General features: G+C 46.9%; 12 protein-coding genes and 1 tRNA gene. All 13 read right to left on the bottom strand.

Annotated features, from left to right (window positions below):
* Positions 1-126 precede the first annotated feature (126 nt).
* The gene (gene fusA, locus HMPREF2572_RS01100; RefSeq protein ID WP_070495594.1) at positions 127-2,232 is read right to left on the bottom strand and encodes an elongation factor G; all 2,106 of its coding nucleotides are present in this window, start codon (positions 2,230-2,232) and stop codon (positions 127-129) included.
* Positions 2,233-2,250: 18 nt separating this feature from the next.
* Positions 2,251-2,721 (bottom strand): 30S ribosomal protein S7, encoded by a 471-nt coding sequence (gene rpsG / locus HMPREF2572_RS01095; protein ID WP_003745196.1) that lies wholly within the window; start codon positions 2,719-2,721, stop codon positions 2,251-2,253.
* 117 nt (positions 2,722-2,838) lie between these two features.
* On the bottom strand, positions 2,839-3,210 hold the full coding sequence (gene rpsL, locus HMPREF2572_RS01090; RefSeq protein WP_002218431.1) for a 30S ribosomal protein S12: 372 nt from the start codon (positions 3,208-3,210) through the stop codon (positions 2,839-2,841).
* Between the two features lie 490 nt (positions 3,211-3,700).
* The gene (gene rpoC / locus HMPREF2572_RS01085; protein WP_070495591.1) at positions 3,701-7,876 is read right to left on the bottom strand and encodes a DNA-directed RNA polymerase subunit beta'; all 4,176 of its coding nucleotides are present in this window, start codon (positions 7,874-7,876) and stop codon (positions 3,701-3,703) included.
* Positions 7,877-8,041: 165 nt separating this feature from the next.
* Positions 8,042-12,220 (bottom strand): DNA-directed RNA polymerase subunit beta, encoded by a 4,179-nt coding sequence (rpoB, locus tag HMPREF2572_RS01080; protein ID WP_070495588.1) that lies wholly within the window; start codon positions 12,218-12,220, stop codon positions 8,042-8,044.
* 187 nt (positions 12,221-12,407) lie between these two features.
* Positions 12,408-12,779, bottom strand: coding sequence for a 50S ribosomal protein L7/L12 (gene rplL / locus HMPREF2572_RS01075; RefSeq protein WP_003677916.1), 372 nt, complete (start codon positions 12,777-12,779; stop codon positions 12,408-12,410).
* Between the two features lie 58 nt (positions 12,780-12,837).
* Positions 12,838-13,338, bottom strand: coding sequence for a 50S ribosomal protein L10 (gene rplJ, locus HMPREF2572_RS01070; RefSeq protein WP_003760504.1), 501 nt, complete (start codon positions 13,336-13,338; stop codon positions 12,838-12,840).
* Positions 13,339-13,564: 226 nt separating this feature from the next.
* On the bottom strand, positions 13,565-14,260 hold the full coding sequence (gene rplA / locus HMPREF2572_RS01065; RefSeq protein ID WP_049248872.1) for a 50S ribosomal protein L1: 696 nt from the start codon (positions 14,258-14,260) through the stop codon (positions 13,565-13,567).
* Positions 14,260-14,694: a 50S ribosomal protein L11 gene (gene rplK, locus HMPREF2572_RS01060; RefSeq protein ID WP_002220151.1), complete on the bottom strand. Its 435-nt coding sequence runs from the start codon at positions 14,692-14,694 to the stop codon at positions 14,260-14,262. Before rplK ends, rplA begins: the two co-directional genes overlap by 1 nt.
* Positions 14,695-14,800: 106 nt before the next feature.
* The gene (gene nusG / locus HMPREF2572_RS01055) at positions 14,801-15,334 is read right to left on the bottom strand and encodes a transcription termination/antitermination protein NusG (protein ID WP_003760509.1); all 534 of its coding nucleotides are present in this window, start codon (positions 15,332-15,334) and stop codon (positions 14,801-14,803) included.
* Between the two features lie 2 nt (positions 15,335-15,336).
* Entirely contained in the window at positions 15,337-15,609 is a 273-nt protein-coding gene (gene secE / locus HMPREF2572_RS01050; protein WP_003742644.1) for a preprotein translocase subunit SecE, read from the bottom strand.
* A gap of 119 nt (positions 15,610-15,728) precedes the next feature.
* Positions 15,729-15,804: transfer RNA gene (locus HMPREF2572_RS01045), tRNA-Trp, on the bottom strand.
* Between the two features lie 6 nt (positions 15,805-15,810).
* A partial coding sequence (locus HMPREF2572_RS01040; protein WP_039856580.1) for an EF-Tu C-terminal domain-related protein occupies positions 15,811-16,359 on the bottom strand: 549 nt, incomplete at its 5' end.

The raw sequence follows: 16,359 nt of genomic DNA, 5'->3' as shown, positions 1-16,359 counted from the left end.
ACGTGCGGTTTGCTACGTTCAAATTTTTCCTTAGCCATGAGCTAATTCCTTTACATTAAAGATCGATTAAAGAACAGAGGTCGTCTGAAAAATCATTTCAGCCTTTCAGACGACCTATTTGCCTGATTAGCCTTTACGGGCTTCAGTTACAGCAGCAGCTACGTGGGCAGGAGCTTCAGAATATTTCTTGAACTCCATAGAGTAAGTAGCGCGACCTTGGGTTGCAGAACGCAGGTCGGTAGAATAACCGAACATTTCTGCCAGAGGTACTTCGGCACGAACTTTTTTACCGCCGATACCGTCATCATCCATACCCAATACAACGCCACGACGACGGTTCAAGTCGCCCATTACGTCACCCATGTATTCTTCAGGGGTTTCCACTTCAACTGCCATGATCGGCTCAAGCAGAGCAGGATTGGCTTTACGCATACCTTCTTTGAAGGCTTGAGAAGCAGCCAATTCGAAGGCCAGCTGAGAGGAGTCAACGTCGTGTGAAGAACCGAAGATCAAACGTACGCGTACATCAACTACAGGATAGCCTGCAACGATACCGTTAGGCAGGGTATCGCGGATACCTTTATCCACAGACGGAATGAATTCGCGAGGAATCACACCACCTTTAATTTCGTCGATAAATTCGTAACCTGCACCACCCGGCTCCATAGGTTCCATTTTGATCACAACGTGACCGTATTGACCTTTACCACCGGATTGTTTAGCGTGTTTGTATTCGGCTTCAACTTCTTTGCGGATGGTTTCGCGGTAAGCCACTTGGGGCGCACCGATATTCGCTTCCACGCCGAATTCGCGTTTCATACGATCAACAATAATTTCCAAGTGCAGCTCACCCATACCGGAAATAATGGTTTGACCGGATTCTTCGTCTGTACGAACGCGGAAAGAAGGGTCTTCTTTAGCCAGACGGTTCAAGGCAATACCCATTTTCTCTTGGTCGGCTTTGGTTTTCGGCTCAACGGCAATATGGATTACCGGCTCAGGGAATTCCATGCGTTCCAAGATAATCGGCGCGCTTTCTGCACACAAGGTTTCACCGGTAGTAACGTCTTTCAGACCGATAGCGGCTGCGATATCGCCAGCGCGTACTTCTTCAATCTCAGTACGGTCTGCAGCAGTCATTTGTACCAAACGGCCGATACGTTCGCGAGTGCCTTTTACAGAGTTCAATACTGTATCACCGGATTTCACTACACCAGAGTAAACGCGGATGAAAGTCAGCTGACCAACGTATTTGTCGTTCAACATTTTGAATGCCAATGCAGAGAATTTCTCTTCATCACTTGCTTGACGGCTGTCAGCTTCTTCAGTGTTAGGATTAACACCTTGAACCGGAGGAATATCGGTAGGAGCAGGCAGCAATTCCACAACTGCATCCAACATACGTTGAACACCTTTGTTTTTAAATGCAGAACCACATAACATAGGTTGGATTTCGCCTGCCAGAGTACGTTGACGCAAACCGCCTACGATTTCTTCCTCAGTCAGCTCGTCGCCGCCCAAGTATTTGTCCATCAATTCTTCGCTGGCTTCAGCTGCGGCTTCAATCATGTTTTGACGCCATTCTTCAGCAGTTTCAACCAATTCAGCGGGAATGTCGCCATAGGTAAAGGTTGTACCTTTATCGGCTTCATTCCAGATGATGGATTTCATTTTCAGCAGGTCAACAACACCGGTGAAACTGTCTTCTGCGCCTACCGGAATAACGATAGGTACTGGGTTTGCGCGCAAACGGGTTTTCATTTGCTCGACAACGCGGAAGAAGTTGGCACCTTGACGGTCCATTTTATTTACAAACGCCAAGCGTGGAACTTGGTATTTGTTGGCTTGACGCCATACGGTTTCAGATTGCGGTTGAACACCACCCACCGCGCAGTAAACCATTACCGCGCCATCCAATACACGCATAGAACGCTCTACCTCTACGGTAAAGTCAACGTGTCCCGGAGTGTCGATAATGTTGAAGCGGTGTTCTGGGAATTGTTTCGCCATACCGGACCAGTAGGAAGTAACGGCAGCGGAGGTAATGGTAATACCACGCTCTTGCTCTTGTTCCATGTAGTCGGTAGTAGCCGCACCATCATGTACCTCGCCCAATTTGTGGGTCAAACCGGTATAGAACAAAATACGTTCTGTAGTAGTGGTTTTACCCGCGTCAATATGGGCGGAAATACCGATGTTGCGGTACAGGCTGATCGGGGTCTTACGAGCCATTTTATTAGCCTTTCAAAATTAGAAACGGAAGTGAGAGAATGCTTTGTTGGCTTCAGCCATGCGGTGTACTTCTTCACGTTTTTTCAACGCACCGCCGCGACCTTCGGACGCATCAATCAATTCGCCTGCCAAACGCAGGTCCATGGATTTCTCACCACGTTTACGGGCCGCATCGCGAACCCAGCGCATTGCAAGAGCCAGACGGCGTGAAGGACGAACCTCAACAGGAACTTGGTAGTTTGCACCACCTACACGGCGGCTTTTCACTTCCACGATAGGTTTGGCGTTTGCAATGGCTTCGTTGAATACTTCGATTGCTGCTTTGCCGGTTTTTTTCTCGATTTGCTCCAATGCACCGTAAACGATACGCTCGGCAACAGATTTTTTACCGTCAATCATCAATACGTTCATGAATTTAGTCAGCTCGACGCTGCCGAATTTAGGATCAGGCAATACATCGCGCTTGGGGACTTCTCTACGTCTTGGCATTTTAATTTCCTTTAATCTATTCAGTCGGGTCAATTCCCATGAATACCCAATAGAGTATTCACTTACTCGGCCGTTGTTCAGCTTAGGCGGCCGACGTGCCTATTTAAGTCCCTGTAATTATTTAGGACGCTTAGCACCGTATTTAGAACGGGCTTGCTTACGGTCTTTAACACCTGCAGTATCCAAGGAACCACGTACAGTGTGGTAACGTACACCCGGCAAGTCTTTTACACGACCGCCGCGAATCAGTACGACGCTGTGCTCTTGCAGGTTGTGGCCTTCACCACCGATGTATGAAATGACTTCAAAACCGTTGGTCAGGCGAACTTTACATACTTTACGCAATGCAGAGTTAGGTTTTTTAGGGGTAGTCGTGTATACACGGGTGCACACGCCGCGTTTTTGCGGGCAGGCTTCCAGTGCAGGCACTTTGTTTACGTACACGGGCTTTTGACGGCCTTTGCGTACCAATTGGTTGATAGTTGGCATATTTTCTCGTCCTGTTGAGTTAAATACTTGCCGACACCATGTCAGCAAGAGTGGAATTATATTTTTATTGCAAGAGTTTAGTCAAGCAAACGGTAGAGAAAAGTTGGTATTTTGTATTTACTAAGAACTATTTAGCAACTGAGGTCGTCTGAAATGGATAAAGAGTTCTCAAACTCTGCACTCCCTATTTCAGACGACCTTTATCAAAAATAAGTCAGTTCGCAACTCCATTAGAGCCACCCTTCCTACCGTACTTTTCACAACGGCATTGTTATAGTGGATTAACTTTAAATCAGGACAAGGCGACGAAGCCGCAGATAGTACATCAGGACAAGGCGACGAAGCCGCAGACAGTACAAATAGTACGGCAAGGCGAGGCAACGCCGTACTGGTTTAAAGTTAATCCACTATAATCCACACAGGTCGTCTGAAAAAGAAAACCGCAAGTGATATTGCCTTGCGGTTTTCTTTCAAACAAATATCCTATGGATTATTCATCTGTCGCTTCGATTTCGGAAGTTTCTTGCTCCGCTTCCTGCCATTGCTGGCGGCGGCTACGGTGGTAAGTCAAACCGGTACCGGCAGGAATCAGACGACCTACGATTACGTTTTCTTTCAAACCACGCAATTCGTCTTGTTTGCCCATAATAGCTGCCTCGGTCAGAACGCGGGTCGTTTCTTGGAACGATGCGGCAGAAATGAAGCTGTCAGTAGACAGGGAAGCTTTGGTAATACCCAACAATACGTTTTCATAACGTGCCGGTTCTTTACCTTCTTCCAAAGCTTTTTCATTGGCTGTCATGACATCGCCACGTTCAACCTGCTCACCGGTAATGAATTCGGTTTCACCCGAATCGACAATATTCACACGGCGCAGCATCTGACGGATGATGACTTCGATGTGCTTATCGGAAATCTTCACACCTTGCAGACGGTAAACCTCTTGCACCTCTTGGACAATGTAGCGTGCCAGTGCTTCGATACCTTGCAAACGCAGAATATCATGCGGATCAACAGCTCCGTCCACGATGGTTTCACCGCGGTTTACCACTTGACCATCGTGTACCAAAATTTGTTTCTCTTTGGAAATCAAAGTCTCGTATGCTACGCCATCTACGTCAGTGATAATCAGACGCTGTTTGCCTTTGGTCTCTTTACCGAAAGAAACGGTACCGGTAATTTCTGCCAGCATACCTGCATCTTTCGGCACGCGTGCTTCAAACAGCTCGGCAACGCGCGGCAGACCGCCGGTAATGTCGCGGGTTTTGGAAGAGGCTTGCGGGATACGCGCCAATACGTCACCTTTACCGATTTCCTGACCTTCGCGTACGGTAATCACTGCGCCCACCGGGAACGCCATAGATACCGGAGTAGAAGTACCCGGGATGCAGATTTCCAGACCGTTTTCATCCAACAGTTTCACAGTCGGACGCAGCAGTTTGGATGCGCTGCTGGAGCGGCGTTTACCGTCAATAACCACCAAAGTGGACAAACCGGTTACATCGTCGGTTTGTTTGGCAACGGTTACACCCTCTTCCACGTTCTCGAATTTCACCCAACCTGCGTGTTCGGTAATCATCGGACGGGTATGCGGATCCCAAGTTGCCAACGTTTGACCGGCCTTAATGGCGTCACCGTCTTGAACCATCAAAATCGCACCATAAGGCACTTTGTGGCGCTCACGTTCACGGCCGATATCATCATGGATAACGACTTCGCAAGAGCGGCCGATGACAACCAATTCGCCTTTGTTATTGGCAACATAACGCATTTGGCTGCTGAATCGTGCAGTACCGTTGGATTTGGCTTCAACTTGGCTGGCTGCTGCCGCACGTGATGCCGCACCACCGATGTGGAACGTACGCATCGTCAACTGGGTACCCGGTTCACCGATAGACTGAGCGGCAATCACACCGACTGCCTCACCGGCATTAACCAGTTTGCCGCGAGCCAAGTCGCGACCGTAACAGTGCGCACACAAGCCATGGCGGGTTTTACAAGTAATCGGGGTACGGACTTTGACTTCATCGACACCGGATTGGTCAATCATATCCACCAGTTTTTCAGTCAACAACGTACCGGCTTCAACCAAGGTCTCGCCACTTGACGGATCGACAACGTCAGACGCGGCAACACGACCCAAAATACGATCGCGCAATGCTTCAATCACATCACCGCCTTGTACGACTGCCTTCATGACAAAGCCGTCTGAAGTACCACAATCGTCTTCAACAACGACCAAGTCTTGAGTTACGTCTACCAGACGACGGGTCAGGTAACCGGAGTTCGCGGTTTTCAATGCGGTATCCGCCAAACCCTTACGCGCACCGTGGGTCGCAATAAAGTATTGCAATACAGTCAGACCTTCGCGGAAGTTTGAGGTAATCGGCGTTTCAATAATCGAGCCGTCAGGTTTAGCCATCAAGCCACGCATACCGGACAACTGTTTAATCTGAGCCGCAGAACCACGGGCACCAGAGTCTGCCATCATATAGATGGAGTTGAATGACTCTTGATCGACTTCGTTGCCGTCACGATCGATAACTTTTTGTTTAGACAAGTTATCCATCATCGCTTTAGCGATTTTATCGCCGGCACGACCCCAAATATCCACCACTTTGTTGTAGCGTTCGCCGTTGGTTACCAAACCTTGACGGTATTGGTCTTCGATTTCTTTAACCTCGGCATTGGCTTCAGCCAACAAGGCTGCTTTTTCTTTCGGAATTTCCATGTCGTCAACAGCAATGGAAATACCGCCTTTGGCTGCGAATCCGAAACCGGTATACATCAAGTGGTCGGCGAAGATAACCGTATCGCGCAAGCCGCACAGGCGGAACGATGCATTAATCAGCTTGGAAATTTCTTTTTTCTTCAGCGCTTTGTTGATGTATTCGAACGGCAGGCCTTTAGGTAGGATTTCGCTCAACAATGCACGACCGACAGTCGTTTCGTAGCGGGTAACAACTGGCTCGAATTCGCCGGCTTCGTTTTTCACCCATTCGCGCAGACGTACGGTGATTTTCGTACCCAGCTCAACCTGTTTGGTATGGTATGCACGATGTACCTCTTTCACATCAGCAAACAGACTGCCCTCACCTTTGGCATTGATGTGGTCGCGGGTCATGTAGTACAGACCCAATACAATGTCTTGGGAAGGTACGATAATCGGTTCGCCGTTGGCAGGAGACAATACGTTGTTTGAAGCCAGCATCAAGGTGCGCGCTTCCATTTGCGCTTCCAAGCTCAATGGAACGTGTACCGCCATTTGGTCACCGTCAAAGTCGGCGTTAAACGCGGCACATACCAACGGATGCAGCTGAATGGCTTTACCTTCAATCAGGATGGGTTCAAACGCTTGAATACCCAAACGGTGCAGGGTTGGCGCACGGTTCAGCATAATCGGATGTTCGCGGATGACTTCTTCCAAGATGTCCCATACTTCCGGTACTTCTTGTTCTACCAATTTTTTCGCTGCTTTAACGGTAGAGGCCAGACCTTGTTTTTCCAGTTTATGGAAAATGAACGGTTTGAACAGTTCCAAAGCCATTTTTTTCGGCAGACCGCATTGGTGCAGACGCAGGTATGGGCCTACGGTAATCACGGAACGACCGGAGTAGTCCACACGTTTACCCAGTAGGTTTTGACGGAAACGACCGCCCTTACCTTTAATCATGTCTGCCAATGATTTCAGCGGACGTTTGTTGGCACCAGTCATGGCTTTACCGCGACGGCCGTTATCCAGCAGCGAGTCAACCGCTTCTTGCAACATACGTTTTTCGTTGCGGACGATGATGTCAGGAGCGTGCAGTTCCAGCAGGCGTTTCAGACGGTTGTTACGATTGATGACGCGACGGTATAAATCGTTCAAATCGGAAGTGGCAAAACGACCGCCGTCCAACGGAACCAAAGGACGCAAATCAGGCGGCAATACCGGCAACACGTCCATAATCATCCACTCCAGTTTCATACCGGAACGATGGAAGGCTTCCAATACTTTCAAGCGTTTGGCGATTTTTTTGATTTTGGTATCTGAACCGGTCGACTCAAGCTCTTGGCGCAGGATTTCGATTTCGCCTGCTACATCCAAGGTGCGCAACAATTCGCGGATACCTTCCGCACCCATTTTGGCATCGAAATCGTCGCCGTATTCGTCCAGTTTGTTGTAGTAGTCATCTTCAGTCAGCAATTGACGGCGTTGCAGCGGAGTCATGCCGGGGTCGGTCACAACAAATGCTTCAAAGTACAATACGCGTTCAATGTCGCGCAAAGTCATGTCCAACACCATACCCAAACGAGAAGGCAGGGATTTCAAGAACCAAATGTGTGCAACAGGTGCGGCCAATTCGATATGACCCATGCGTTCGCGGCGTACTTTGGACAAAGTCACTTCCACGCCACATTTTTCACAGGTTACACCTTTAAATTTCAAGCGTTTATATTTTCCGCACAAGCATTCGTAGTCTTTGACTGGACCAAAGATTTTGGCGCAGAACAAACCGTCACGCTCAGGTTTGAACGTACGATAGTTGATGGTTTCAGGCTTTTTAACTTCGCCGTAAGACCATGAACGGATGGTTTCGGGAGAAGCAATGCCGATTTTGATGGCATCAAACTCTTCTTCCATGCCGGCAGTTTGCAACGGATTAAATAAGTTCAACAAATTCATTTTTGCTCCTTGAAGGAAGTATTTTTACCGCGTGGCGGATTTTCGATATTGGAAACGGTACGTTGCGGTTTCAGACGACCTGATATTTTCAGATTTCGATTAATTCATTCTTATTCTGCAACCGCTTTTTCAGACGACCTAGAGAGGTCGTCTGAAAACTTCTGTTTAGTAACGTTCCAAATCGATATCCAAGCCCAGTGAGCGAATCTCTTTAACCAATACGTTGAAGGACTCAGGCATACCGGCATCGATTTTGTGTTCGCCTTTGACGATGTTCTCGTACATTTTGGTACGGCCTGTTACGTCGTCGGACTTCACGGTCAACATCTCTTGCAGCGTGTAGGCTGCGCCGTATGCTTCCAGCGCCCAAACCTCCATCTCACCGAAACGTTGGCCACCGAACTGAGCTTTACCGCCCAGAGGCTGTTGAGTAACCAGACTGTACGGACCGGTAGAACGCGCGTGCATTTTTTCGTCAACCAAGTGGTGCAGTTTCAGATAATGCATCACACCTACTGTTACCTTGCGGTCAAACGGTTCGCCAGAGCGTCCGTCATACAGTGTGATTTGGGTTTTGCTGTCGTTAAAGCCCAGTTTTTCGACTTCAGGATCATCGCTCGGATAAGCCAAATTCAGCATTTCGCGGATTTCGGATTCTTTCGCACCATCAAATACCGGCGATGCGAAAGATGCGCCTTTACGCAGATTGGAAGCCAGTTCAATGATTTCTTCATCAGTCAGGGCATCCAAATCTTCTTTCTTACCGCTGCCGTTGTAGAGTTTGTTCAAGAACTCGCGCAGCTCGCTGGCTTTGCGTTGCTCTTTCAGCATACGGTCGATACGCTCGCCGATACCTTTTGCCGCCCAACCCAAGTGAACTTCCAAAATCTGACCGATGTTCATACGAGAAGGTACGCCCAACGGGTTCAGTACAATGTCCACGGGACGACCGTCCGCCATGTACGGCATGTCTTCCACAGGCAGAATGCGAGATACCACACCTTTATTACCGTGGCGGCCCGCCATTTTGTCACCGGCTTGCAGGCGGCGTTTGATGGCGATAAATACTTTCACCATTTTTTGTACGCCAGGCTGCAATTCGTCGCCTTGAGTCAGTTTTTTCTTCTTGATTTCGTACAACTCGTCCGCTTCTTCGCGTTTTTGTTGCAGACTCAATTTAATCAGTTCTAATTGTTTGGCCAAATCTTCATCAGCCAAACGGATATCGAACCAATCGTGTTTGCTAGGCAAGCCCGCCAGATATTCTGTCGAAATTTCACTGCCTTTGGCCAGCTTCATCGGACCGCCGTTGGCTTTTTGGCCGACGATCATACGCTCAATACGGTCGAATGCGTCGTTATCAAAAATACGCAACTGGTCGCCCAAGTCTTGACGGTAACGTTTCAGCTCGGAATCAATAATGGATTGAGCACGTTTGTCGCGTTGGATACCTTCGCGGGTAAAGACCTGAACGTCGATAACCGTACCGCTCATGCCGGTAGGCATACGCAAAGAGGTGTCTTTTACGTCGGATGCTTTTTCACCGAAGATGGCGCGCAACAGTTTTTCTTCCGGAGTCAGTTGGGTTTCGCCTTTAGGCGTTACTTTACCAACCAATACATCGCCTGCTTCCACTTCTGCACCGATATAAACGATACCGGATTCGTCCAAACGGTTTTGCATACGCTCGGACAAGTTCGGAATATCGCGGGTGATATCTTCCGCACCCAGCTTGGTATCGCGGGCAACGACATTCAATTCCTCAATGTGAATCGAAGTATAGCGGTCGTCTGCAGCCACTTTTTCGGAAATCAGAATCGAGTCTTCATAGTTATAACCATTCCATGGCATGAAGGCGATGGTCATGTTTTGACCCAAAGCCAATTCGCCTAAATCAGTGGATGCACCGTCAGCAATCAAATCGCCGCGTTGCAAAACGTCGCCGGCTTTGACGGCAGGACGCTGATTGATATTGGTAGACTGGTTGGAACGGGTGAATTTAACCAAGTTGTAAATATCGACACCCACTTCACCGGCAGTCGCTTCGTCGTCATGAACACGAATCACAACACGGTTGGCATCTACATACTCAACCACACCGCCGCGACGGGCAACGATCGCAGTAGCAGAGTCAACGGCAACAGAACGCTCAATACCGGTACCAACCATCGGTTTTTCAGGACGCAGGCACGGTACGGCCTGACGTTGCATGTTGGCACCCATCAATGCACGGTTCGCATCATCGTGCTCCAAGAATGGAATCAGAGATGCCGCTACGGATACCACTTGACCGGTTGCCACGTCCATATATTGGACACGGTCAGGCGTTGCCATAATGGTTTCGCCTTTTTCACGACAAGTTACCAAGTCACCAATCAAATTACCGTCTTTGTCCAAATCAGCATTCGCCTGTGCAATCACATAGCGGCCTTCTTCAATGGCAGACAAGTAATCGATTTCCTCGGTTACTTTGCCGTCGATAACGCGGCGGTAAGGAGTTTCCAAGAAACCATAATCATTGGTACGTGCATAAACGGACAATGAGTTAATCAAACCGATGTTCGGACCTTCAGGCGTTTCAATCGGACATACGCGACCATAATGAGTCGGATGCACGTCTCGCACCTCGAAACCGGCTCGTTCACGGGTCAAACCACCCGGACCTAACGCAGATACACGACGTTTATGGGTTACTTCAGACAAGGGGTTGGTCTGATCCATAAACTGACTCAATTGGCTTGAGCCGAAGAATTCTTTGATGGCAGCAGAAACAGGTTTCGCATTAATCAAATCATGCGGCATTAAGTTTTCTGATTCCGCTTGATTCAGGCGTTCTTTTACGGCACGTTCTACACGAGCCAAACCACTGCGGAATTGGTTTTCAGTCAACTCACCTACTGAGCGCACACGACGGTTGCCCAAGTGGTCAATATCGTCCACTTCGCCATGACCGTTACGCAATTCAACCAAAGTAGCAATAGAGGCAACAATATCTTCGACGCTCAGGACATAACCGCCTTTTTCGGCAGCGCCTGCGAAAGTTTCGTTCAACAAACGGCCATACCAAGAATGTTGTTGTGCTTCAGACAATTTTTGCTCGTAAGTACGCGTATTGAATTTCATACGGCCTACGCGAGACAAATCGTAGCTGTCTTCACTGAAGAACAAGCGGTTAAACAACTGCTCGACTGCTTCCTCGGTAGGCGGTTCGCCCGGGCGCATCATGCGGTAAATCGCAACACGTGCTGCTTGCTGATCAGCAGTCTCATCCGTACGCAGGGTATTGGAAATGTAGCCCCCCTGATCCAATTCATTAATGTAAAGCGTAGTAAGCTGTTTTACACCGTGGATATCAAATTTTGCCAACAACTCTTCAGTGATTTCATCATTGGCCACAGCCAATACTTCACCCGTTTCAGGGTCAATCAAATCCACGGCCAAAGCTTTACCAATCAGGCTTTCCGGCTCCACATCCAAACGGGTTAATCCCGCATTGCTGATATCACGGATATTTTTTGCGGTAATACGTTTACCCTTAGCAACCAATACGTTGCCTTCTTTATCTAAGATATCAACTTTGGCAGTTTCACCTTTCAGACGACCTACGACCAAATCGGTTTGGACACCATTTTCAGACAGATAGAACGTTTCTTTATCGTAGAAAATATCCAAGATCTGCTCATTGTTGTAGCCCAAAGCCTTCAACAAAATCGTAACCGGCATTTTACGGCGACGGTCGATACGGAAATATAGCAAATCTTTCGGGTCAAATTCGAAATCTAGCCACGAGCCACGGTAAGGAATGATTCGAGCAGAGAACAACAATTTACCGGAGGAATGGGTCTTGCCGCGGTCATGCTCAAAAAATACACCGGGAGAACGGTGCAACTGAGAAACAATTACACGTTCGGTACCGTTAATGACAAACGAACCACTTGGAGTCATCAATGGGATTTCGCCCATGTACACTTCATTTTCACGAACTTCTTTGACTGTCGGTTTAGACGCTTCCTTGTCTAAAATAACCAATCGGATACGCGCGCGCAGGGGGGCGGCATAAGTGATTCCGCGCAATTGACATTCAGGAATATCGAACAAAGGCTCACCCAACGTGTAATGCACAAACTCCAGACGCGCATAACCATTGTGGCTGACGATAGGGAAAATAGAATTAAATGCAGCCTGCAGACCATCGTCAGTGCGCTGATCGAAAGCATTTTCTAATTGCAGAAATTTCGCATAAGAATCAATTTGTGTTGCCAACAAAAAGGGAACGTCCAATACGTTCTCTCGTTTTGCAAAACTCTTACGGATACGTTTTTTCTCGGTAAACGAATAATTCATATACACTCCGAAAAGCAATTTTAAAAAAGAGGTCGTCTGAAATAACGCCTATTGTTTGTGTTATTTACATTTATTTAAACTTAACTTGCGAATAAATTGCAAATAAATGTAAATAACAAATCAACCTAATAACAATAAGCAAAATAAGGCTGGCAGAAAACTGCCAGCCTTTACAGGAAGCATCAAATTATTTGATTTCGACTTTAGCGCCGGCTTCTTCCAATTGTTTTTGGATGTCTTCAGCTTCAGCTTTAGAAACACCTTCTTTAAGAGTTTTAGGCGCGCCATCAACGATGTCTTTAGCTTCTTTCAGACCCAGACCGGTAATTGCGCGAACTACTTTAATCACGCCAACTTTTTGGTCACCGGCAGAAGCCAATACTACGTCAAATTCAGTTTTTTCTTCAGCGGCAGCAGCGCCAGCACCAGCAGGACCTGCAACTGCAACAGCAGCAGCAGAAACGCCGAATTTTTCTTCAAAAGCTTTAACCAAGTCGTTCAATTCCATTACGGTCAAAGAACCAACTGCTTCCAAAATGTCTTCTTTAGTAATAGCCATGCTATTTATACTCCAAATATTGTATTAAAAAATAATTGATTAACAGAAACAAAATTGATTAAGCGGCTTCTTCGCCTGCTTTTTTCTCTGCCAAAGCAGCCAAACCACGCGCAAAGCCTGATACAGGAGCTTGCATAACGAACAACAGTTTGGACAACAGCTCTTCGCGGCTCGGAATAGAAGCCAACTCAGCAACCTGAGCAGCATTCATCACTTCACCATTGTAAGAACCGGCTTTAACTACAATCTTGTCATCTTTTTTCGCGAATTGGTGCAACACTTTAGCAGCAGCAACAGCATCTTCAGAAGCAGCATAAACCAACGGACCAACCATTTGATCAGCCAAAGCTGCGAATGAAGTACCCTCTACTGCACGACGAGCCAATGTATTTTTCAGAACGCGCAAGTAAACGCCTTCTTTACGCGCATTAGCGCGAAGCTCAGTCATACTGGAAACACTGATACCGCGATATTCAGCAACCACGAGAGTCTGAGCGTTAGCAATTGCTGCGCTGATTTCCTCTACGGCTACTTTCTTGGTTTCAATATTGAGACTCAAGGTCTACCTCCCACTGTTTATAAACAGGATATCGGAATGATATCCCACCAGCGCGGTAACCTAAAAAGACATCTTACAAGCAATCTTGTAATGTGTTTCAGGACTACCGTCTGCGTAGGGCAGTTACGATTAAATCTTGCGATCCCTACGGTCTTGGACATCTACTTAATTCTAAGTAGCCCAAATTCAAGCAACTCTATTTTGAGTTGCTTGAAAATTTCTTAGATTAGTTATTCACGCTTGATGTATCAACGCGAACACCTAAACCCATAGTGCTGGATACAGCAACTTTTTTCAGGTACTGACCTTTAGCAGCAGCAGGTTTAGCTTTAACGATAGCATCCAGCAATGCATCAAAGTTCTCTTTCAAATCAGCCTCAGCGAATGAAGCACGACCGATAGTTGCATGAACGATACCAGCTTTGTCTGTACGATATTGCACTTGACCTGCTTTTGCATTTTTAACTGCTTCAGCCACATTAGGAGTAACAGTACCTACTTTAGGGTTTGGCATCAAACCACGTGGACCCAAGATGGTACCCAATTGACCAACGATGCGCATTGCATCAGGAGAAGCAATAACAACGTCAAAGTTCAGATTACCTGCTTTAATTTCAGCAGCCAAATCTTCAAAGCCGACAACATCAGCACCAGCTTCTTTAGCTGCATCAGCATTTGCACCTTGAGTAAATACTGCCACGCGGGTTGTTTTACCGGTACCTTTAGGCAGAACAACTGAACCACGGATAACTTGGTCAGATTTACGCGGATCAACACCCAAGTTGAAAGATACGTCAACAGACTCGTCAAATTTAGCAGTCGCTGCTTTTTTTACCAAAGCAATTGCTTCATCAATTGCATATAATTTATTGGCTTCAATAGAAGAGCGTAAAGCTTTCAAGCGTTTAGATACTTTAGCCATTATACAACACCCTCCACATCCAAACCCATTGAGCGAGCAGAACCAGCAATAGTGCGAACAGCGGCATCCAAATCAGCAGCAGTCAAATCAGGTTCTTTAGTTTTAGCAATTTCTTCCAACTGAGCACGGGTCAATTTACCCACTTTATTGGTCAGAGGATTAGAACTACCTTTTTGCAGACCAGCGGCTTTTTTCAACAGAATAGAGGCCGGAGGAGTTTTCATCACAAAAGTGAATGACTTATCCGCAAATGCAGTAATTACAACTGGAATCGGCAAACCAGGCTCCATGCCTTGAGTTGCAGCATTAAATGCTTTACAGAATTCCATAATATTCAGACCACGTTGACCCAAAGCAGGACCAACTGGGGGAGATGGATTGGCTTTACCTGCAGGAATTTGCAGTTTGATATAGCCGATAATTTTCTTTGCCACTTATAGGACTCCTAAAAACGGGTATAGCGCGGAACCATTTCCGCTTCCCAAAAAAGAATTCAGTATTATATTTACTTAGAGATTTTTTTTCAAGGGATTTAAAAACTTAAATCTTTTCCACTTGACCAAACTCCAGCTCAACCGGGGTTTCACGACCAAAAATCTGAACAGAAACCCTCAATTTATTACGCTCATAATTCACTTCATCTACAATACCGTTGAAGTCAGCAAAAGGTCCTTCGTTTACACGAACTTGCTGCCCCACTTCAAATTCAACTTTAGGTTTAGGCTTCTCAACCCCAGAACGAACCTGTTGCAAGATTGCATCAGCCTCTCTTTGAGAAATCGGAGTAGGCTTATTTGCCGTACCACCAATAAAGCCTGAAACTCGAGGGGTACTTTTCACCAAATGCCATGAGTCATCAGTCATTTCCATTTCGACCAAGACATAGCCTGGATAAAACTTACGCTCACTAATGGTTTTTCGACCATTTTTAATATCGACCACTTCTTCAACAGGAACAAGGATCTGACCGAAATAACCTTCCATACCTTCGCGAGCAATGCGCTCTTTTAATGTCTTTTGGACATTTTTCTCAAAGCCGGAATAAGCCTGCACAACATACCAACGTTTTGACATTTTTACCCCCTCTTCAACAACACATCAAAAAACAGCCATGAAATAGCACTGTCTGCCGCATAAATAAATACTGCCAAGATTGAAACAAATATGACAACGAAAATCGTCATCTTAACTGCATCATCTCGCGCAGGCCAAACAACTTTTTTAAACTCAGACCATGAGTTTCTAAAATAGGAAAGCAGCCCTTCTCGCTTAGGTGGCGTAGAATGATTGCCGGACGTTACAAGCTGACCCGACTTTTCTGCTTTATGTTCAGATGTATGTTCAGTCATCTTTACTCACTTACCACAGCATCAAAGTCGCACTACCTCACTCATGCAATGGTTTAAATTAATTACTAAAAAAGAAATGCAAAAAAATTAACCGGCACAGGGCCGGTTAATTTTTTATTTGGCAGGCCAAGAGGGTCTCGAACCCCCAACCCTCGGTTTTGGAGACCGATACTCTACCAATTGAGCTATTGGCCTCTAAACTTAAGCGATGATAGAAGAAACCACGCCCGCACCTACGGTACGACCACCTTCGCGAATCGCAAAGCGCAGACCTTCTTCCATAGCGATAGGTGCAATCAGTTCTACAGTGATCGCCACGTTCTCACCAGGCATAACCATTTCTACGCCTTCTTCCAAAGTAACCGCGCCGGTTACGTCGGTAGTACGGAAGTAGAATTGTGGACGGTAGTTAGCGAAGAACGGAGTATGACGACCACCCTCTTCTTTGCTCAATACGTACACTTCTGCTTTGAATTTGGTGTGAGGAGTGATGGTACCCGGTTTAGCCAATACTTGACCGCGTTCCACTTCTTCGCGTTTGGTACCGCGCAGCAATACGCCTACGTTGTCACCGGCTTGACCTTCGTCCAGCAGTTTGCGGAACATTTCAACACCGGTACAAGTGGTTTTTTGGGTTTCTTTCAGACCTACGATTTCGATCTCGTCACCAACGTGGATAACACCGCGCTCTACACGGCCGGTTACTACTGTACCACGACCGGAGATAGAGAATACGTCTTCGATAGGCAA

It is taken from the genome of Neisseria sp. HMSC064E01 (genome assembly GCF_001808875.1).
In the GTDB taxonomy this organism is placed as follows: domain Bacteria; phylum Pseudomonadota; class Gammaproteobacteria; order Burkholderiales; family Neisseriaceae; genus Neisseria; species Neisseria sicca_A.
The sequence above is the reverse complement of the archived record's forward strand: the minus strand, read 5'-3'. Positions and strand labels throughout refer to the sequence as shown.

Excerpts from the sequence above, each read along its gene's own strand:
- rplL (WP_003677916.1), bottom strand. The coding sequence starts at position 12,779 with ATGGCTATTACTAAAGAAGACATTTTGGAAGCAGTTGGTTCTTTGACC.
- rpoC (WP_070495591.1), bottom strand. The coding sequence starts at position 7,876 with ATGAATTTGTTGAACTTATTTAATCCGTTGCAAACTGCCGGCATGGAA.
- nusG (WP_003760509.1), bottom strand. The coding sequence starts at position 15,334 with ATGTCAAAACGTTGGTATGTTGTGCAGGCTTATTCCGGCTTTGAGAAA.
- fusA (WP_070495594.1), bottom strand. The coding sequence starts at position 2,232 with ATGGCTCGTAAGACCCCGATCAGCCTGTACCGCAACATCGGTATTTCC.
- rpoB (WP_070495588.1), bottom strand. The coding sequence starts at position 12,220 with ATGAATTATTCGTTTACCGAGAAAAAACGTATCCGTAAGAGTTTTGCA.
- rplA (WP_049248872.1), bottom strand. The coding sequence starts at position 14,260 with ATGGCTAAAGTATCTAAACGCTTGAAAGCTTTACGCTCTTCTATTGAA.
- rpsG (WP_003745196.1), bottom strand. The coding sequence starts at position 2,721 with ATGCCAAGACGTAGAGAAGTCCCCAAGCGCGATGTATTGCCTGATCCT.
- rpsL (WP_002218431.1), bottom strand. The coding sequence starts at position 3,210 with ATGCCAACTATCAACCAATTGGTACGCAAAGGCCGTCAAAAGCCCGTG.
- secE (WP_003742644.1), bottom strand. The coding sequence starts at position 15,609 with ATGACTGAACATACATCTGAACATAAAGCAGAAAAGTCGGGTCAGCTT.